15 protein-coding genes are annotated in these 19,615 nt (G+C 67.8%); 12 read left to right on the top strand and 3 right to left on the bottom strand.

What is annotated here, in order from left to right:
- Positions 1-506: 506 nt before the first annotated feature.
- The 5 genes from DFS13_RS25855 to DFS13_RS25835 all read left to right on the top strand — a co-directional run bounded on the left by DFS13_RS25855 (position 507) and on the right by DFS13_RS25835 (position 6,470).
- Positions 507-2,105 carry a DUF2957 domain-containing protein gene (locus tag DFS13_RS25855; protein WP_111442262.1) on the top strand — a complete coding sequence of 533 codons (1,599 nt, stop codon included), beginning with the start codon at positions 507-509 and terminating at the stop codon, positions 2,103-2,105.
- A 71-nt stretch (positions 2,106-2,176) separates the two neighbouring features.
- The gene (locus tag DFS13_RS25850) at positions 2,177-3,430 is read left to right on the top strand and encodes a DUF2957 domain-containing protein (RefSeq protein WP_111442261.1); all 1,254 of its coding nucleotides are present in this window, start codon (positions 2,177-2,179) and stop codon (positions 3,428-3,430) included.
- Between the two features lie 73 nt (positions 3,431-3,503).
- Positions 3,504-4,328 (top strand): OmpW family protein, encoded by an 825-nt coding sequence (locus DFS13_RS25845; RefSeq protein WP_006482693.1) that lies wholly within the window; start codon positions 3,504-3,506, stop codon positions 4,326-4,328.
- Positions 4,329-4,449: 121 nt separating this feature from the next.
- Positions 4,450-4,953, top strand: a complete 504-nt coding sequence (locus tag DFS13_RS25840) for a hypothetical protein (RefSeq protein WP_006480638.1) — start codon at positions 4,450-4,452, stop codon at positions 4,951-4,953.
- Between the two features lie 413 nt (positions 4,954-5,366).
- On the top strand, positions 5,367-6,470 hold the full coding sequence (locus DFS13_RS25835; protein ID WP_034201974.1) for a hypothetical protein: 1,104 nt from the start codon (positions 5,367-5,369) through the stop codon (positions 6,468-6,470).
- A gap of 73 nt (positions 6,471-6,543) precedes the next feature.
- Here the strand turns inward: DFS13_RS25835 and betA are convergent, their stop codons facing one another.
- Genes betA through betI form a run of 3 tightly spaced genes read right to left on the bottom strand, consistent with a single transcriptional unit; the run spans position 6,544 to position 10,347 of the window.
- The gene (gene betA / locus DFS13_RS25830; protein ID WP_006482695.1) at positions 6,544-8,244 is read right to left on the bottom strand and encodes a choline dehydrogenase; all 1,701 of its coding nucleotides are present in this window, start codon (positions 8,242-8,244) and stop codon (positions 6,544-6,546) included.
- A gap of 16 nt (positions 8,245-8,260) precedes the next feature.
- A complete protein-coding gene (gene betB, locus DFS13_RS25825) occupies positions 8,261-9,730 on the bottom strand; it encodes a betaine-aldehyde dehydrogenase (protein ID WP_111442260.1) in 1,470 nt (489 codons plus the stop codon).
- A gap of 32 nt (positions 9,731-9,762) precedes the next feature.
- The gene (gene betI / locus DFS13_RS25820) at positions 9,763-10,347 is read right to left on the bottom strand and encodes a transcriptional regulator BetI (protein ID WP_006482690.1); all 585 of its coding nucleotides are present in this window, start codon (positions 10,345-10,347) and stop codon (positions 9,763-9,765) included.
- Between the two features lie 721 nt (positions 10,348-11,068).
- Between betI and DFS13_RS25815 the strand changes: the two genes are divergently transcribed.
- The 7 genes from DFS13_RS25815 (at position 11,069) to DFS13_RS25785 (ending at position 19,511) form a co-directional block, all read left to right on the top strand.
- A complete protein-coding gene (locus DFS13_RS25815; protein ID WP_006498732.1) occupies positions 11,069-11,971 on the top strand; it encodes an alpha/beta fold hydrolase in 903 nt (300 codons plus the stop codon).
- Positions 11,972-12,038: 67 nt separating this feature from the next.
- Positions 12,039-12,608 (top strand): isoprenylcysteine carboxylmethyltransferase family protein, encoded by a 570-nt coding sequence (locus DFS13_RS25810; protein WP_006482692.1) that lies wholly within the window; start codon positions 12,039-12,041, stop codon positions 12,606-12,608.
- A gap of 17 nt (positions 12,609-12,625) precedes the next feature.
- Positions 12,626-13,909: a glycosyltransferase gene (locus tag DFS13_RS25805; protein ID WP_006498733.1), complete on the top strand. Its 1,284-nt coding sequence runs from the start codon at positions 12,626-12,628 to the stop codon at positions 13,907-13,909.
- Positions 13,906-15,507, top strand: coding sequence for a DHA2 family efflux MFS transporter permease subunit (locus tag DFS13_RS25800; RefSeq protein ID WP_111442259.1), 1,602 nt, complete (start codon positions 13,906-13,908; stop codon positions 15,505-15,507). The genes DFS13_RS25805 and DFS13_RS25800 overlap by 4 nt, the downstream gene beginning before the upstream one ends.
- A 10-nt stretch (positions 15,508-15,517) precedes the next feature.
- A complete protein-coding gene (locus DFS13_RS25795; protein WP_006482184.1) occupies positions 15,518-16,456 on the top strand; it encodes a glycosyltransferase family 2 protein in 939 nt (312 codons plus the stop codon).
- 80 nt (positions 16,457-16,536) lie between these two features.
- Positions 16,537-18,321, top strand: a complete 1,785-nt coding sequence (locus DFS13_RS25790) for an efflux transporter outer membrane subunit (protein ID WP_340139920.1) — start codon at positions 16,537-16,539, stop codon at positions 18,319-18,321.
- Complete coding sequence (locus DFS13_RS25785; protein ID WP_048985123.1) at positions 18,321-19,511, top strand: efflux RND transporter periplasmic adaptor subunit; 1,191 nt, start codon at positions 18,321-18,323, stop codon at positions 19,509-19,511. The genes DFS13_RS25790 and DFS13_RS25785 overlap by 1 nt, the downstream gene beginning before the upstream one ends.
- The last annotated feature ends 104 nt before the right edge of the window (positions 19,512-19,615 follow it).

Below are 19,615 nucleotides of genomic sequence, written 5' to 3'. Positions count from 1 at the left end.
GCTGTTTGAAAATCTGTCAAATACCGTATGAACGTTAGGATCGCGCGGTTTCATCCGTTTGGAACTCTGCATCCATTTACTTGTGGGAATGGTCCGATCATAGTCTCGACAAACGACGCATCACGATAACGAATCAAGCGTACGTATGGAGACCACACCATGAGACGCCTATCCGCGGGGCCAGCCGGACTGCCGTTTCCCGATTTTTCGCTGAATGCAGGCGCGACGCAGGTCGCGTGCCTGCCTCGTCACCACGCCGTGTAGCGGCGAACCGTAGCGACAAGCTACTTTCCGTTTCGATCGTTCCGACGGCGCCGTGCCGCATGACGGCGCTGCGGGAGCGCGCTCGTCTGCCGCCGCGGCATGTGCCGCATCTGCCTGACCGGCATCGCGGCGGCCTTGCGTGCATCGTCATGCGCCGCGCCTTCGTGCGGCGGCGCGATACCAACCGGCGGGCCATGCAGCCCGGCCGGACGAGACTTGTCGTACCTGAAAAGGAGGGGTTGATGATTTGCATTCCTGAATGGCGGAAGGCGGTCCTGTCGTGGGCGGTACTGGCGCTGCCGTTCGTCGCCGGTTGCGGCGGCGGCGACGATCCGGGGCCGATCACCGTGCCGCAGTGCTCGGGTAGCGCCTGCGGGCCGAGCGGCGCCGACACGACGCCGCCCGTCGTGACGAAGCTGTGTCCCGACGCGCTCGATTACACGACGACGTACACGGGCGGCGCCGGCAGCGGCGAATACGTGAAGGTGAAGTTCGACACGACGAAGCTCACCTACCAGCTGCAGTTCATCGAATCGTCGGTGCCGACCTCGGCGGGGCAAGTCAACAACACGCGCGCGGGCCTGACGATCAGCGGTGCATTCCATCATCCGACTAATCTCCCGACGGCCGAGCAGAACCGTTGCGCGTTCGTGCTCGACAGCGGCGCGACGAGCGACGGCGCGTATTCGGTGACGATCAACCGCGCCGACCCGCCGATGCTGTTCGTCGGCAATGGCGTGGTGGGCGGCGGGATTCCGGGGGCGACGATTGCGTTCGCCGGTATCCCGCTGCTTCCGGGCATCACGCTCGGCGTCGTACCGTCGCGCACCTTCGATTTCTATCCGTTCATCGGCTTCACCGACACGGAGACGGACTTCAGGAAAGTGGCGGGCAACTACAACGAGGTAGGCATCCATCTGTCGCCCATCGGCGGTGACGGTCAGAGCCCGACCGGGGCGGTCGGCTGGGAATCCGACGTCGTCAACTGGAATCAGACGTTGAACGCGGACGGTTCGTGTTCGATCACGCAGGGCAGCGACTACTCGTGTCAGACGACCGGGACGCCGTGGGCGCTGCGCAAGAACGCGGACGGATCGGCGGACAATGTGTTCGTGAGCAATCCGGCCAGCGGGGCAGGGTATCCGATCGCGGGACAGGGCTCGACGCTGATCATTGCACCGAGCCAGGCGAAAGGCATCATGATCGTCGGCAGGCTGAACGGCGTACTGGTGCCGATCGTGATTCGTGTCGGCTACACGCACGTCGATACGGTCAATCTGCTCGCATCGGTCGCCGATGCCGAAGTCGGCATCTCGATGCTGTCGTCGACGAAAGCGATTGCCGCGAACTCCCTGAAGGGCGGGTACATCGGCGCGACCAGCGCCTCTGCATGCGGCATCGTGACATCCAGCGGCCAGGGGAACAAGTTGGCGTCGGCGGGGCCGAGCTTCAACCCCAACGTGCCGCACCCGGACCTGCCCGGCATCTTCGCCAACAACGCCTTCTATTCGGTAGCCGGCAGTTGCAACGACGGCACCGCGGTGTCGACGCTGGCCGCGAACTATACGTCCACGCTGTTCCAGGGCAGTACCGCGGCGTTCATCGATCCGCAGACGTCGTCGGTCACCTCGCAGTTCGCGCTGGACTATACGCAGGCCACGCCCGGCAAGATCAAGGTGACGGCCGCGCAGGACTTCACCGCGAAGGGCGCGAACGGCAACGCGGCGATCTTCGGCAAGGGCGACACGGGCTGGCTCGTGACGGCCGGCAACGTCTACGCGATGGTCGTCAACAACAACAAGGTCAACCCGTTCTTCACGATCGGCGCGTTCGTCCAGTAACCCCGCATTGAACACGTCACACCGGCGGCGCATGCGTCGCCGCCGGTGAATCGAATTTCAAGAGGATTCCTATGAATGTGAAACATTGGATGGTCGCGGCGTCGCTCGCGCCCGTGCTGGCCGCCTGCGGCGGTGACGGCGACCCGCCGCCCGCGCCGGTGGTCCGGCTGTGCCCGCAGACGATCGACTACAACACGGTGTTCATCGGCGGCTCCGGGTCGGGCGAGCTCGTGAAGGTGCAGCTCGACACGACGAAGATGACGTACCGGATGACCTACCTCGCGTCGCCGGTGCCCGCCACCACCGGTACCGTGCAGCCGACGCGCGACACCGCGCCCGCGAACGTGGTCGACGGCACGCTGGCCGACGAGACGGGGCTGCCGACGGTGAAGCTGAACCAGTGCACGTTCCGGATGCAGAACGCGAGCCTCGACCCGAGCCGGCCCGCGCGGCTGTTCCTCGGCGAAGGCGTGCTGGGCGGCGCGATCCCCGGCGCGACGATCCAGTTCGACGGCGTGATCGGCGTCGGCAAGATCACGAAGACGACGTTCCCGTACTACCCGTTCATCAGCTTCTCGTCGCTGGAAACCGACCTGACGAAGATCGCCGGCACGTACAACCAGCTCGGCTATCACCAGGTGCCGTCGCAGAACTTCCAGCCGGTGGCGCTCGACCAGCAGGTGACGATCAACGCGGATGGCAGCTACACGGAAACCGACAACTTCGGCAAGAAGAACGGCGGGCAGCCGCTTGCGTCGAACGCGACGGTGAACCAGCCGTTCACGCTGCGCCCCGATGCGCCGGCATTCCAGTCGCTGAACTACCAGCCGCAGATTCCACCGACGCTCGCCGCGCTCGATCCGGCGAAGGCCGGCAAGGGGATCCTGATCGTCGGCAAGCTGCGCAACCAGCTCGTGCCGATCTTCATCCGCACCGGCGCCGCGAACGCGGACCTCACGCAAGGCCCGCCGAGCGCGGACGACGAATCGGGGATCTCGTTCCTGAGCCCGCGGACGGCGATCGCGCAGGGCTCGCAGGACGGCGAGTACACGGGCGTCGACAGCGCGTTCAACTACCGCGCGACCGCGCTCGTCGGCGCGCAGGCCACGCTGCTCGATCCGTTCAACGCATCGCAGGCCGCGCTCACGCGCGCGCTGAACCTCGACTACACGCAGAAGGTGCCAGGCGTCGTGACGACCGTGCATGCGGATGCGGCGTCGGGGCCGGCGACCGGCAAGTTCGTGTTCACCGGCGGCGTGTTCGGATTCCTCGACATGGCCGATACGAGCAACCCGTACTTCACGGTCGGCGCGTTCGTGCAGTGACCGCGTGTGGATGGAGACACGGCGGCGCCGCGCGCGAAGGCGCGGCGCCCGGACAGAATGAGGGGGAGACTTCATGAAGAAGCTGATTGTCGCGGGTGTCGTCGCAGGCGTATCGACGCTCGCATCGGCCCAGCAGGCGGGCGACAACGTCGCGACGCTGGGCTGGCTGCACATCATGCCGCAGGATTCGACCAACGGGCTGACGACGAATCTCGCGAACATGCCGATCAACGGACCGTTGCGCCTGCCCGGTTCGTTCACGTCGCCGGGCACGAGCCTGACGGTCAACAACGCCGATACGGTCGGCCTCACGCTCACGCACTTCTTCACCGATCACATCGCGGTGACGTCGGTGCTCGGCGTGCCGCCGGAATTCACGCTGACCGGACACGGGGTGATCAAGCCGCCTGGCCCGGCCGGCGCGCTCGGTTCGGTCAACATGGACAATCCGGCGAACCAGCCGGCCGTGAAGAACGCGCGGCAGTGGAGCCCGACGATCATTCTGCAGTACTACTTCAATTCGTCGACGGCGAAGTTTCGTCCGTTCGTCGGGATCGGCGTGGCCTACAGCTGGTTCAGCAACATCGAACTGAACGGCAACTTCGCGAGGGACATCAACGAGAACCTCGGCAGCGTGCTCGCCGCCGGCGCCGGCAAGCCGGGGGCAACCTCGGTGGAGGGCAAGGCGTCGTCGTCGTTCACGCCGGTCTACAACATCGGCGCGAGCTACGCGATCGACAAGCACTGGGGGCTCACGGCGACGCTGACGTACATGCCGCTGAAGACCTACTCGTCGCTCGTGATCAAGGCGGCCGACGGGTCGACGCTCGCGACCACGCGCACGAAGTTGAAGGCCGATCCGCTGATCACGTTCGTCGGGATTTCCTACAAGTTCTGAGCCGACCGGCGCGCATGACGCGTGCCGGCGGCTTCCTGCGACCGGCTGGCCGGATCGTTCCGGCCGGACGGTCGCGTTCCTGGCGGCGTGCCGCCATTTGTGAAGAGAGGGGGCAGTTCAAATGAGCATTCGCAAAATCGTATCGCTTGTTGCTGCAGTGGCTTTCACCGCGGTTTCGGCCGCGCCTGCTTTCGCCGTCACCGTTTCGCGTGCCGACGGCCAGCCGATGAATCCGAACGGCGAGCCGTTCTCGGCGACGGGGCTCACGAATCTCAGCAAGGGATCGATCAACGCCAGCTGTACCGCGACCTTCAACGGCACGATCACGTCGACCGGCATCGTCAACATCACGTCGACGACGTTCGCGGGCGGCGCGACCTGCGGCCTGATCAGCGGCAGCGCGAGCAGCACGTCGCCGTGGACGGGGCAGGCCGACAGCACGACGCAGCTGTCGATCAACAACGTGAAGGTCAACGTCACGCTGCTCGGCACCTGCGGGCCGAGCAAGGTCGTGACCGCGTGGAGCGACGCGAACTCGTCGCTGGCGTTCAACAACTCCGTGCTGACGCCGGACTGCACGGTGACCGGTACGGTCCTGACGTCGCCGAAGTTCCACGTGCAGTAAGCGTCGCGCGAGCGAAGCGGGAACCCGCCGCGCGCGAGGGCCGTGCATGCGGTATGCGCGGCGGGTTTTCGCGGCTTCGATGGGTTCGCGCCGTCGCGCGTATCGGCGCGGCGGCCGGATTCGTCCGACAGCGCGGTCGTGTATGCCGCCATTCATGTATTGCCGAAGCGCCGCGTGCAGTGGGCGCCGCGAAGCGGGGCGCCCGCCGCGCATGCGAGCCGTGCGGCGCATACGCGAGTTTCCGCATCTCCGATTCATGCGAGCCGTCATGCTTACCGGCGCGACGGCCGGTTGACCGCCCGTGTCGCGATCCGACACGGACGGACTTGCAGGGCCGGCGTGGCATGTACTGCGCCACCCGATCCGATTGAAACAAAACCAGGCCAATTGACCAGAACCATCCCGGACGACCCATGCTGACCGATCCAGCAAAGTATGGCGATGCCCGCGGCGCGACGCCCGACCGGCTGCGCACGGCCGCGTGGTTGCAGTACCTGATCGACCATCTCGACACGGCGGTTTGCGCGATGGCGGCAACCGGCGTGGGCGACGCGACCGTCGCCGCTTCGCACGCGATCCGTGCGGGCGCAGGCGCGAACCTTTCCCGCGAAGCGACTGCGGTTCTTCATCGGCTCGTTCCGTGGATCGCGACGGACGGCGGCGGTTGCGCATGCGACCCGACCGATCCGCCCGGCGCGTGCTCGCATGTGCCGTCGGTCCAGCAACTCGCCGAGGCCGAGCGTTGCTGCCCCGGCTCGCGTGCCGTATTCGACACAGCGCACGGCGTGATCGGTGCATGCACGTTCGACGATCCCGACGTCGGCTGGGCCGCGCTTGAACGAATTGCCGATGGCGTCGAATGCGCAGGCCGCGACTCGGGCGCGCGCATCGCGGCTCGACATGACGGGCGGTGCGAGACGCCGCCTGCAAAGAACCTGAGAGACAGGCTGGCCGCTATCGCGGCAACACCGACTCGTCCCGGCGCGGTCATCGATGCGACCGTGTTGCGCGTATGCGGCCCGCGCGACGACGCGGCGCGCGTCGACGAGATGGCCGCACTCGCGATGTTCGCGGCCGAACTCGCCGCGGGCAACGGCGTTTCCATTCAGGCGTACGGCGGTCGGCACAACTTCGTCGCGCAAGCGATCAGAACGCATCGCACCGATCTCGCGTCGAAGGACGGGCTGCTTGCTGCACTTGCCGTGTGCCGGCTCGATCGACTCGTTGGCGCCGGCAGCTTCTGGGCCTGCTACCTGCTGGCGGGCATCGTGATCGCCGCGCCGGGCACGGTTCGGGAAATCGGCCACCGGTTTTGGGGCGACACATGGCAAACGTGGCTCGACCACGTGCTCGCATGGCCGGCGGTCAGCCGCTTCGGGGTGAAGGAAGATGTCGCATTCGACCGCCTGCGTGACGCGATGAGCCTGACGTCGCGCAGGAACCCGATCGTCCGCGCCAAGCGGATGCGCGGTGTTTCGGCAGCCCGGCCACGCAGCGCAAACGAGAAGGCGCAATGAAATGCGGCTCGCGGCGAGAACGCCGCGAGCCGCGCGGGTGGTATCGCGGCGCCCGGGCAGGCGCCTGCCTGCATCAGACCGTCTCGGGTTGCCGCACGGCCTTCGCGACATTCCTCGCCGGTGCGCCGTTCGCGACGAAGTACGGCACGTCGACCCGCGCGAGCGGCGTGCGGCCGCGGATCTTGTCGGCGATCTTCTCGGCGATCATGATCGTCGGCGCGTTTAGGTTGCCGGTCGTGATGATCGGCATGATCGACGCGTCGACGACGCGCAGCCCGTCGAGCCCGTGCACGCGGCCTTCTTCATCGACCACCGCCATGTCGTCGTAACCCATCTTGCACGAGCACGACGGATGGAATGCGGTTTCGGCGCGGGCGCGCACGAATGCGTCGAGTTCCTTGTCGGTCTTGCAGTCGGCGCCCGGATTCAACTCGCGGCCGCGATAGCGGTCGAGCGCGGGCTGTCGCATGATCTCGCGCGTCGCGCGGATCGCATCGCGGAACTCGCGCCAGTCGAGCGCTTCGGCCATGTAGTTGAACAGGATGCTCGGATGGTCGTTCGGATCGCGCGAGCGCAGCTTCACGCGGCCGCGGCTCGGCGAACGCATCGAGCCGACGTGCGCCTGGAAACCGTGCATCTCGATCGCGTTCGAGCCGTTGTAGTTGATCGCCACCGGCAGGAAGTGATACTGGATGTTGGGCCACGGATCGTCGTCGCGCGTGCGGATGAAGCCGCCCGCCTCGAAGTGGTTGCTCGCGCCGAGGCCCGTGCCGTTCAGCATCCATTCGAGGCCGATCTTCGGCTGGTTCCACCACTTGAGCGCCGGGTACAGCGAGACGGGCTCCTTGCACTCGTACTGGATGTACATCTCCAGGTGGTCCTGCAGGTTCTGGCCGACGCCGGGCAGGTCGAGCACGACGGGAATGTCGAGTGCCTTCAGCCATGCGCCGGGGCCGACGCCCGAGCGCTGCAGCAGTTGCGGCGATGCGATCGCGCCGCTGCACACGAGCACTTCGCGACGCGCATGCGCGGTCGCGCGCTCGCTGCCGCGCAGGTAGGTGACGCCCGACGCGCGCTTGCCGTCGAACAGGATGCGGTCGGCGAGCGCGTGCGTGACGATCTCGAGGTTCGGCCGCGCCTTCGCCTGGTCGAGGTAGCCGCGCGCGGTGCTCGCGCGGCGGCCCTTCGGCGTGACGGTGCGGTCCATCGGTCCGAAGCCTTCCTGCTGGTAACCGTTCAGGTCGTCGGTGCGCGGATAGCCGGCCTGCACGCCTGCGTCGACCATCGCTTCGAACAGCGGATTCACGCCCGGCTTGCTGGTCGTGACCGACACGGGGCCGCTGCCGCCGTGATAGTCGTTCGGGCCGACGTCGCGCGTCTCGGCTTTCTTGAAGTACGGCAGGCAGTCGAGATACGTCCAGTTCTCGAGGCCCTTGTGCGTCGACCAGTTGTCGTAGTCGAGCGCATTGCCGCGGATGTAGCACATCCCGTTGATCAGCGACGAGCCGCCGAGCCCCTTGCCGCGGCCGCATTCCATCCGGCGGTTGTCCATGTGCGGCTCGGGATCGGTCTCGTACGCCCAGTTGTAGCGGCGGCCCTGCAGCGGATAGGCGAGGGCGGCCGGCATCTGCGTGCGGAAGTCGAAGCGGTAGTCGGGGCCGCCCGCTTCGAGCAGCAGCACCGTGACGTCCGGATCTTCCGTCAGGCGCGTTGCGAGCACGTTGCCCGCGGAACCCGCGCCGCAGATGATGTAGTCGTATTCGCGTGTCGTCATGACGGATCTCCTTGTCTTAAAACACCGGGTTGTAGCGGCCGAGCTCGACCTGCACCGACTTGATGCGAGTGTAGTGCTGGAGCGTCGTGATGCCGTTCTCGCGCCCGACACCGGATTGCTTGTATCCGCCAACCGGCATTTCGGCCGGCGACTCGCCCCACGTGTTGATCCAGCAGATGCCGGCTTCGAGGCGATGGATCGTGCGGTGCGCGCGCGACAGGTTCTCGGTCACGACCCCGGCCGCGAGCCCGTAGTGCGTGTCGTTCGCACGCGCGATCACTTCGTCCTCCGATTCGAAATCGAGGATGCTCATCACGGGCCCGAAGATTTCCTCGCGCACGATCTTCATGTCGTCGCGGCAATCGCCGAACACGGTCGGCGCGACGTACTGGCCGCTGCCGAAATGGCCGTCGGTCAGGCGCGTGCCGCCCGCGAGCAGCTTCGCGCCTTCGGCCTTGCCGCTTTCGATGAAGCCGAGCACCTTGTCGAGTTGCGCGGCCGACACGAGCGGGCCGAAGTTGGTGTCGGCATCGGTCGGCTTGCCGACGCGGATGCGTTTCACGCGTTCGAGCACCTTCTGCGTGAATGCGTCCTTGACCGAGCGGTGCACGAACACGCGCGTGCCGTTCGTGCAGACCTGGCCGGAGCTGAAGAAGTTGGCGGTGACCGCGATGTCGGCCGCGCGGTCGAGGTCCGCATCGTCGAACACGATCAGCGGCGACTTGCCGCCAAGCTCCATCGTCACTTCCTTCAGCGACGAGGCGCCGGCCAGCGACATCACCTTCTTGCCGGTTTCGACGCCGCCGGTGAACGACACCTTCGCGATGTCCGGATGGCCGGTGAGCAGCGCGCCGACCGAGCCGTCGCCCTGCACGACGTTGAACACGCCGGCCGGCACGCCGGCTTCCGTATAGATTTCCGCGAGCTTCAGCGCGGTCAGCGGCGTGACTTCGCTCGGCTTGAACACCATTGCGTTGCCGGCCGCGAGCGCGGGCGCCGTCTTCCAGCAGGCGATCTGGATCGGGTAGTTCCACGCGCCGATGCCCGCGCACACGCCGAGCGGCTCGCGGCGCGTATAGACGAACGACTCGGCGCGCAGCGGCACCTGCAGCCCTTCGATCGCGGTCGCGAGGCCCGCGTAGTACTCGATCACGTCCGCGCCGGTGACGATGTCGACCGCGAGCGTCTCGCCGATCGGCTTGCCGGTGTCGCGCGTTTCGATGGCCGCGAGTTCGTCGTTGCGTTCGCGCAGCAGGTCGACCGCGCGGCGCAGGATGCGCGAGCGCTGCATCGCGGTCATCGCGGCCCATTCGCGCTGGCCTTCCCGAGCGGACGCCACGGCGCGGTCGACGTCGGCCGCGCTCGCCTGCTGCACCTGCGCGAGCAGTTCGCCGGTGGCGGGATCGAAGGTGTCGAAAGTCTTGCCGCTGGTGGCGTCGACGTAACCGCCGCCGATGTAGAGGCGCTGCAAACCGTATACGGACATGAGGATCTCCTTGAGGGCGACTGCGTGACGCGTCAGTCGGACGCGAGCAGCAGGTCGATGTAATCGTGGGCGAGCTTCAACGCGGCTCGGGTGTCGATCGGGCCGCCGGCGAGTGCGCCGCGCAGCCACAGGCCGTCGATCAGCGCGGCGAGGCCGCTGGCGGCTTCGCGCGCTTTCGTCCGCGGCAATGCTTTCGCGAACTCGGCGCACAGGTTCGAATGAAGGCGCCGCGTGTTCACGTGCTGCAGGCGCTTGAGCATCGGGTCGTGCATGCTCTGCGACCAGAATGCGAGCCACGTCTTCATCACCGGCGCGCTGACCTGCGTGTCGTCGAAGTTCGCGGCGACGACCGCGCGCAACCGCGAACGCGGGTCCTTGCGTGCGGCGACGCGGCGACGCGTGGTGGCCGACCACAGGTCGCGCAGCACATGCCGCATCGTCGCTTCGAGCAGGCCGTCCTTGTCGCCGAAGTAATGGCTGACGATGCCCGTCGAGATGTTCGCGCGTTGCGCGACCGATGCGAGCGTCGTGCCGGGCAGGCCCGCTTCGTCGATCGAGCGCAGCGTGGCGTCGATCAACTGTGCGCGGCGTATCTCCCGCATTCCGACTTTCGGCATCGCGACTCCCTTCGCCCGGGCGGGCCGTCCATGGAAGTCGAGAGCTTATCGGTTTTTTATTGATCGTTCAATCAACAAAAAATCGGGGCCGAACGAGGTGCGGTGTTCTAAACGGGGCACGGTCGTTCGTCGCGAGCGTCATGTGCAGGTGCGGAAAAACGCGTTGAAAGAACGTTAATTAAGTTTGAATCTGTTTAAAACGGTTCATGAAAAAATGACGCAATGCGATGGACCGTTTCCACGCCTGTTTCTATTACAAATCGAAAGAGTGTCGAAATCTGCAACATTATTCACGATGTGAAATTGTCAAATCGGATTGTGAAGATGAGCGGTTTTCTAAAAACCGTTTCAATCGGTCGATTGAAATGACGTAATTGATTGAAAACAATGAGTATTTATGGATTTTTGAATGCCGGCGTGGACTGCTCGCAAACGATTGCGTTCGTTCTTTTTGAGATTCCGCATACCATAGAAATTGATGAAAAAATTTGAATCCGGCGTATTTCCGGGCCGAGTAGAGGGATTTTTGGAATGACTTGAGTCAGTAATATCGACCGTATTAGTATGGCGCCGCACTACGAGGAATGAATGGCGCCGCCGGTCATTGCCGCGGTGCGTCGGCAATGGCCGCGCGGACGGATCGCGCGCCCGGCCGGCGCCAGCCATTGCGCACCTGCAGCATGCCGCGACGTCGAGACGCCGCATCCACCGGAGAACGACGATGCCGACCGAAAAACACGTGGTCCCGCTGCCGAATGGTCTGAAGGTCTACGTCGAACGGAACGTGTTCGACCCGGCGTTCGACACGGCGATGCTCGTCAACGGCGCGCTCGCGACGACTGCGTCGTTCGGCCAGACCGTCCAGTATCTCGGCGAGCGGATGAACACGATCTGCTTCGACCTGCCGTATGCGGGGCAGTCGCGCCAGCACAATCCCGGCTGCTTCATCCTGACCAAGGACGACGAAGCCGCGATCCTCCAGTACCTGGTCGAGCACTTCGCGCCGTCGTTCCTCGTGTCGGTGTCGTGGGGCGGCGTCGCGTCGCTGTTCGCGCTCGCGCGCGGCTGCCCGAGCGTGCGGCGCGCGGCGATCTGTTCGTTCTCGCCGTTCCTGAACGACGCGATGGTCGACTACGTGACGCGTGCCCGCGACCACATCGCGGCCGGCGAGAACCTGAAGGCCGCGCAGTTGCTGAACGACACCGTCGGCCGTTATCTGCCGCGCATCATGAAGCTGTACAACTACCGGTATCTGACGCGCCTGCCGCGCGACGAGCAGGACCAGGTCGCGTTCCACGTCGACCAGATCCTGTCGCTGCAGCCCGAGCGCTATTTCAGCGAATTCGCGAACATCGGCTGCGAGCTGCTGTTCCTGAACGGCGAGCGCGACGAATACACGACGCCGGCCGACGTGCGGCAACTCGGCGCGCACGTGGCGCGCGCGCGGTTCGCGACGGTGCCGGACGCCGGCCACTTCCTCGACATCGAAGGCCGTGCGCAGCGCGAATACACCCGTGCCGCGTTGCTCGATTTCTTCTGTGGCGAAGCGTCCGTCGCGGCCGGCATCGCACGTGCGACCGCGCCGGCGTGCATACCCGCACCGATGCACGCGCTGTCGTCGTGACGCCATCCGCCGCGCATCGCGTTCGTCCCGCGTATCCGAATTCCCATCCCAACGAGGCAGGCCAGCCGTGAATATCGTTCAGACCATCGCCATCGTCGTTCCGTGGGCCGCGTGGCTCGCGTACTGGATCGCCACGTCGCAGGGCGTCAAGACGACCGTGCGCAAGGAGGCGTCGCGCTCGCGCACGCTGCAGTCGATTCCGCTGATCGTCGGCGGCGCGCTGATCATCCTGCCCGATCCGTCGTGGCAGGCGCTCGTGCCCGACTGGCAGCGCTTCGGGCTGCAGGCGCAGTGCGGGCTGGCGGTGCTGGTGGCCGGCCTGCTGTTCTCGGTGTGGGCGCGGCTGCATCTCGGCACGAACTGGAGCGTGTCGGTCACGCTGAAGGAAAACCACGAACTCGTGCGCACGGGGCCGTATGCGCTCGTGCGTCATCCGATCTACACCGGCTGCCTGATCGCGCTGGTCGGCGCCGCGCTGATCGGCGGCGAATGGCGCGGTGCGATCGGCGTGCTGCTCGTGTTCGCGTCGCTCGCGTACAAGGTGCGCGTCGAGGAGAGCTGGCTGACCGGATATTTCGGGCCGGCGTATACGCAGTATCGCCGCGAGGTCGCGGCGCTGATCCCCGGCTTCTACTGACACCCGCGAGGCGCGCGATGGCGAAGATGATCGTGACCGCGATCGGTTCGGCGGGCGACGTGCATCCGCTGCTCGGCGTCGCGCGCACGCTCGCCGCGCGCGGTCACGACGTCGTGTTCTGCACGCATGCGCCGTTCGAGGCGGCCGTGCGCCGCTGCGGGTTCGCGTTCGTGCCGGTCGGCACCGCGGCGGAATACGACGCGGCGATGGCGAACCCCGCGCTGTGGGATCCGCGCACGTCGTTCCGCACGCTGTGGCAGGTGATCGCGCCGACGTTGCGCCCGCATTACGATGCGCTGCGCGCGCTGACCGATGCCGACACGGTGCTGGTCGGCACGCTGTGGGCGTTCTCCGCGCGCTTCATGCAGGAACTGCACGGCACGCCGTACGTGTCGGTGCAGGTGTCGCCGTCGACACTGCTGTCCGCGCATGCGCCGCCCACTCACCCGCGCCTGACGATTCCCGCGCGCTGGCCGCTGCCGGTGAAATCGGCGCTGATGACGCTGATCGAGCGGCAGGTGCTCGACCGCGTGTGCGGCCCCGCGCTCGACGCGGTACGCCGCGAGCTCGGGCTGCCACCCGCGCGGCGCGTGCTCGGCCGCTGGCTGCATTCGACCGACGGCGTGCTGTGCCTGTTCCCCGGCTGGTTCGCGCCGCCGCAGCCCGACTGGCCGTCGAATCATCTGCAAAGCGGTTTTCCGTTGTTCAACGATATCGCGACACCCGACGATGATGTGGCACTCGATGCGTTTCTCGCGGCCGGCGAAGCCCCGGTCGTGTTCACGGCCGGGTCGACGCTCGTCGATCATGCGGCGTATGCGCGTGCGGTGGCGGACGCGCTGCGCGCGACCGGCGCGCGCGGCATCCTGCTGACGCCGCACGATGCGGCGCCCGGCGGCGACCGGCTGCTCGTGCGCCGCTTCGTGCCGATGCGCACGTTGCTGCCGCGTTGCCGCGCGCTCGTGCATCACGGCGGGATCGGCACGGCGGCGCTCGCGTGCGAAGCCGGCATCGTGCAGGTCGTCACGCCGTTCGCGCACGATCAGTTCGACAACGCGCAGCGCGTCGTCGCAAACGGCTGCGGCGTGCGGGTCGACGGCCCGCTCGACGGCGCGCGGCTCGGCGCGGCGCTCGCGCGCGTACTCGACGAACCCGCGTTCGCGGTGCATGCGGAACGTACGCGCGCGCTGCTCGCGGCCGCGCCGGACGGCTGCGACGCGGCCGCCGGTTTCATCGAACGGTTCGTGCCCAGGCGCGGGCGCCTGGCCGCGCGGGCCGATGTCGCGGTGGCCGGCGCATGAGCGCCGCGTCGCCGCTTCACGACGGGCCCGTCGCGCCGTCCGCGTTCGACGCGCCGGCGCCCGCGCCCGCGCCCGCGGCGCAGCCGGTGCGCGGCATCCGGCTCGCGCTGCTGACGTTCGCGCTGTCGCTCGCGACCTTCATCGAGGTGCTCGACTCGACCGTGACGAACGTCGCGGTGCCGGCGATCTCGGGCAGTCTCGGCGTATCGAACAGCCAGGGCACGTGGGTGATCAGTTCGTATTCGGTCGCGGCCGCGATCGCGGTGCCGCTCACCGGCTGGCTGGCCCGCCGCGTCGGCGAACTGCGGCTGTTCGTCGGCGCGGTGCTGCTGTTCACGCTGACGTCGCTGCTGTGCGGGCTTGCGCGCGACCTGCACGTGCTCGTGATCTGCCGCGCGCTGCAGGGATTGTGTTCGGGGCCGATGGTGCCGCTGTCGCAGACGATCCTGCTGCGCACCTTTGCGCCGACCAAACGCACGATCGCGCTCGCGCTGTGGGCGATGACGGTGCTGCTCGCGCCGATCTTCGGGCCGGTGGTCGGCGGCTGGATCGTCGACAACTTCTCGTGGCCGTGGATCTTCCTGATCAATTTGCCGATCGGGCTGTTCTCGTTCGCGGTCTGCACCGCGATGCTGCGCCCCGACGCGCAGCGCGGCGCGGCCGGCCCGATCGACGTGCCGGGCATCGTGCTGCTCGTGATCGGCGTCGGCTCGCTGCAGGCGATGCTCGATCTCGGCCACGACCGCGGCTGGTTCGATTCGCCGCTGATCGTCACGCTCGCGGTGGTCGCGGCGCTCGCGATCGTGTCGCTGCTGATCTGGGAAGCGGGCGAGGCGCACCCCGTGGTCGACCTGAGCCTGTTTCGCGACCGCACGTTCTCGTTCTGCGTGCTGATCATCTCGCTCGGGATGATGAGCTTCTCCGTGGTCGGCGTGGTGTTTCCGCTGTGGATGCAGGCCGTGATGGGCTACAACGCGTTTCATGCGGGGCTCGCGACCGCGTCGCTCGGCGTGCTCGCGCTCGTGTTCTCGATCCTCGTCGGGCTGCATGCGCACCGCTTCGACGCGCGGGTGCTCGCGACGTTCGGCTTTCTCGTGTTCGCCGCCGTGCTCGCATGGGACGCGCAGTTCACGCTGAAGATGACGTTCGCGCAGATCGCGGCACCCGGGTTGATCCAGGGCATCGGGCTGCCGTGCTTCTTCATCCCGCTGACCGCCGCGACGCTGTCGCGCATTCCGGACGACCGGCTCGCCGCCGCGTCGAGCCTGTCGAATTTCCTGCGCACGCTGTCGGCCGCGTTCGGCACCGCGATGAGCGTGACGCTGTGGGACAACCGCGCGACCTATCACTACGACGTCGTGTCGCAATCGGTCACGCATGCATCGGCGAACACGCAACGCTTCGTGCATGCGCTGAACGCGATGGGCGTGGACGGCGTGCGCGAGCTGACGACGCTGCACCACGTCGTGATGCAGCAGGCCTACATGATGGCGACCAACGACATGTTCCGGATGGCGAGCATGACGTGTCTCGCGCTCGCGGCGATGATGTGGCTGACGCGCCCCAAGCGCGGCGCGGCCGCGTCGTTCGGGCATTGAGGAGCGGACCATGACGACACTCGGCGCACTCGTGATCCTGTATCACCCGAGCGACGCGCAGCTCGACGCGCTGCGCGGATGGCGGCACGCGTGCGACGCGCTGCTCGTCGTCGACAACACGCCGCAGCCCGATGCGCGGGCTCGTGAACTGTGCGCACGCGAAGGCATCGCGCTGCTGCATCACGGCAATCGCGGCGGCATCGCGGGGGCGTACAACGCGGGGCTCGCGGCGCTGTTTCGCGACCGCGTCGACGCAGTCGCGCTGTTCGACCAGGATTCGTCGGTGCCGGCCGCGTATTTTCCGACGATGCGCGACGTCTGCGCGGGGCTCGCGGGGCGCGCGTTCCTGGCCGGCCCGCGCATCTTCGACGAGAACGCGCGCAGCTTCCTGCCCGAACTCGCGACCAACGGCATCGGCCTGCGCCGCCTGCGCATCGAGCCGGGCACGCCGATGCAGCGCTGCGCATTCCTGATCTCGTCCGGCTGCGTCGTGTCGCGCGACGCGTTCGACGTGCTCGGCCGGTTCGACGAGACGCTGTTCATCGATCACGTCGATACCGAATACAGCTTCCGCGCGCTGGCGCGCAACGTGCCGCTCTACGTCGTGCCGTCGCTGGTGCTGCCGCACCGGATCGGCGCGAAGCAGCGGCACGCGATCGGCCCTTTTGAAATGACGTCGATGAATCACTCGTGGCAACGGCGCTACTACAGCGCGCGCAATGCGGTGCAGCTCGGGATGCAGTACGGGCTGCGCTTTCCGGTGGCGCTCGTGCCGAACCTGCTGACCGTGTGGCAGGTCGTGCAGATCGCGCTCGTCGAGCGCGACAAGCGCGCGAAGCTGGCCGGCATCCTGTTCGGCGTCGCGGACGGCCTGTTCGGCCGGCTCGGCCCGCTCGAGCGCACGCGGCCGCGTCTGGCCGCGCGGGCGCAGCGCGTTCGACAGGGGTGACGATGCAGCCGACGAAGCAAGCGGCGGGTGTGCCGCGGGGCGTGAAGGGCGGTTCGTTGATCGCGGCGGCCGCCGCGGCAATGCTCGCACTGGGCGGATGCGTGCCGTCGGGCTTCCTGCCGTCGCTGTCGCTGCGCGCGCCGGCCGACGATGCGCTCGCGCATACCGCCGGCCCGGGCGCGAACGGCGCGTGGCCGGCGCCCGACTGGGTGAAGCAGTTGCAGGATCCGCAACTCGACGATCTGGTCGCCGAGGCGTCGCAGCACAACCCCGACCTGCAGGTCGCGCAGGCGCGGCTGAGGATCGCGCAGGCACAGCTTCAGCAATTCGATTCTCTGACCGGTTTGACGGGCACGGCCGGCGCGACGATCAGCCGGGCACGGATGCCGAAGCCCGGCGACATCGCCGACGTGACGGCCGGCGGCTATCGCGTGCCGGTGCAGATTTTCGGCGATCCGAACGTGTCGCCGTCTTCGATCTTCGTCGGGCTGAACTACCAGCTCGATCTGTGGGGCAAGAACCGCGCGGCGACGAAGAGCCTGATGTCGTTGCGCGACGCGGCCGGCGTCGAGGCCGAGCAGGTGCGGCTCACGCTCGCCGTCGCGATCGTCACCGTGTATTGCCAGCTCGACCAGGCGTACGCGGTGCGCGACCTGTTGCAGCAGAAGCTGAAGATCAGCCAGCGCGTGACGGCCGTGCTGCGCGAGCGCACCGCGCGCGGCCTCGACAACGCGTACGACGCGAGCGATGCGTCGATCAAGCGCAGCCGCCTGCTCGAACAGATCGCGCTGAACGACGAGCAGATCAAGCTCGCGCAACTGCAACTCGGCGTGCTGTCCGGCCGTGGCCCGGAGCGCGGGCTCGCGCTGCAGCGGCCGCGCGTCGGCGTGTTCGCGGGCGGCGCGGTGCCGGCGCGGCTGCCGGCCGATCTGCTCGGCCGCCGGCCCGACATCGTCGCCGCGCGGCTGCGGGTCGAGGCCGCGTTCGCGAATGCCGACTCGACACGCGCGCAGTTCTATCCGGACGTGAACCTCGTCGCGCTCGGCGGTGTGTTCGCACTGACGCCGGCGTCGCTGTTCTCGCGCGATTCGCTCGCGGGCTCCGTCGGCCCGGCGATTTCGCTGCCGATCTTCGATCGCGGCCGGCTGAAGGCGAAGCTCGGCGCGGACGTCGCGCAAGCCGACGTCGCGATCGGGTTGTACAACAAGACCGTCGACGACGCGCTCGGACAGGTCGCGCAACTCGTCACGTCGCTGCAGACGTCGCAGACGCTCGTCGCGCAGCAGCAGGAGGCGGTCGCGGCCGCGCAGAAGATCGTGCAGATCGCGGCGGATCGGCATCGGCGCGGCGTGCTGATGCAGAAGGACGTCGATGTCGCGGATCTCACGCTGATTGACGAGCGCACGCAGATGATCGCGTTGCTCGGCAAGCAGCGCACGCTCCGCGTGGGGTTGATCGGCGCGCTGGGCGGCGGGTTCGATGCGGGCGCAACGGTCTCGCAGGCGCAGACGCCGGCCGTGCATCAGGCGCGCGGCGGGGCGGCCCGGCGCGGGGCCGCGACTGCCGTGGCCGCGAACCGGGCGACGGTGGCGGGGCCTTCGAACGACTCGCCGGCGGCCAGTACGGCGCGCACGGCGATGTCGCCGGCCTTCGCCACGACGCGGGCCGCGCCCGCCCCTGAATCCGCGCGAGGCGACGACACGGCGCGCCCGTCGACGATCGGCGCGACCCGTCCCGACGCAGCGCCTCGCGGCACGCCCGTGCTCGCGCGCACGGCCGCGGCGAGTCCGGCGCGGAGCGCGTCGCCGATGCCCGCGATTCCCGTCTTCCAGCACGATCGTCTGATCGTTACGCAAAGCGACTGATGCACCACGACAACCTTCATTCCGCCGCGCCGCCTGCCGCGCTGAACGACCCGGCCCTCGATGCGCGCCGCGCGACGCGCCGCAAGCGCTTCACCGTGTTCTTCGCGATCGTGCTGCTGGCCGCGATCGCATGGACCGCGTACTGGCTGTTGAGCGACCGCTATTACGAAGACACCGACGACGCGTACGTCGCGGGCAGCATCGTGCAGGTCGCCGCGCAGATCCCGGGCGCCGTGACCGACGTGGTGGTCGCCGATACGCAGGCCGTGCGCGCCGGGCAGGCGCTCGTGCGGCTCGACGACACCGAGGCGTCCGTCGCATTCGCGCAGGCGAAGGCGCAGCTCGCGCAGGCCGTGCGCCAGGTCGCGAACGCGAAGATCTCGAACACGATGTACGTCGAGGCCGTGAATGCGCGGCGCGCCGACCTGTCGCTGGCGCAGCGCGCGCTCGCCGCGCGTTCGGGTGCATCGGTCGAGATCGTCGCGCCCGAAGAACTGGCACGGGCCCGCGCGGCCGTGGCCGGTGCGCAGGCGAACCTTGCGGCCGCGCAGGCGCAGCTCGACGCGGCGCGCGCGCTCGGCGGCAAGCTGCCCGTCGACGAAAGCCCGGCCGTCGTGCAGGCGGCCGCGCAGTTCAAGCTCGCGTACCGGAACCTGAAGCGCACGACGATCGTCGCGCCCGTCGACGGCACGATCGGGCAGCGCTCGGTGCAGGTCGGCCAGCAGGTCGGGCCCGGCGTGCCGCTGATGTCGATCGTGCAGCTCGACCGGCTGTGGATCGAGGCGAATTTCAAGGAAGGGCAGATTCGCCACATGCGCGTCGGGCAGCCAGTCGAGGTCGTGTCGGATCTCTACGGCTCGCGCATCGCCTATCGCGGCCGCGTGCAGGGCTTCTCGGCGGGCACGGGCAGCGCGTTCTCGATGCTGCCGTCGCAGAACGCGGCCGGCAACTGGATCAAGGTCGTGCAGCGCGTGCCGGTCGTGATCGCGCTCGATCCGCGCGATCTCGCCGCGCATCCGCTGCGCGTCGGGCTGTCGATGCGCGCGACGGTCGACACGCACGACCGCAACGGCCACGCGCTCGACAGCGAGCCGCCGACGCCCGCCGTCAGCACGCGCGTGCACGACGGCGTCGCGAGCGACGCGGAAGCGGCCGCCGCCGCGATCATCCGCGAGAATCAGGGCGGGTAGCGCCGGCCCGTCGAGGTTGGGCCGGCCGCAAGGGCCGGTCCGGCCCCCGGTAGATTCCCGCCCGACTTTCGTATTTCCGCCATCGATGTCGGCGCCGATCAAAC

The organism is Burkholderia sp. 28_3 (assembly GCF_003253915.1).
Lineage (GTDB): Bacteria > Pseudomonadota > Gammaproteobacteria > Burkholderiales > Burkholderiaceae > Burkholderia > Burkholderia cenocepacia.
The sequence above is the reverse complement of the archived record's forward strand: the minus strand, read 5'-3'. Positions and strand labels throughout refer to the sequence as shown.